Annotated in this window: 1 protein-coding gene; it reads left to right on the forward strand. The window is 46.7% G+C overall.

Going from position 1 to position 210, the window contains the following annotated elements; translation table 11 throughout:
- Positions 1–210, forward strand: a 210-nt coding sequence (locus NO346_RS14815) for a transposase family protein (RefSeq protein WP_256415611.1), incomplete at both ends; no start/stop codon positions are given.

The following is a 210-nucleotide window of genomic DNA, read 5'->3' on the forward strand; positions in this document are numbered from 1 at the left end:
TTCTGAAACACAGTTCAAGCGATACACGGGCATCTCATGGTCAACCTTTGATTTAATGGTTGAGCAATTGAAGATGCATGTTCCTGCCAAAGGCAGGCCACCTAAATTGAGCCTAGAGGATCAGATCCTCCTGTGCTTAAGTTATTGGCGTGAATACCGAACCTTGTTCCATGTCGCAACAAGTTATGGCGTGTCAGAGCCCACTGCTTC

Source organism: Acinetobacter sp. 5862 (assembly GCF_024494585.1).
Classification (GTDB): domain Bacteria; phylum Pseudomonadota; class Gammaproteobacteria; order Pseudomonadales; family Moraxellaceae; genus Acinetobacter.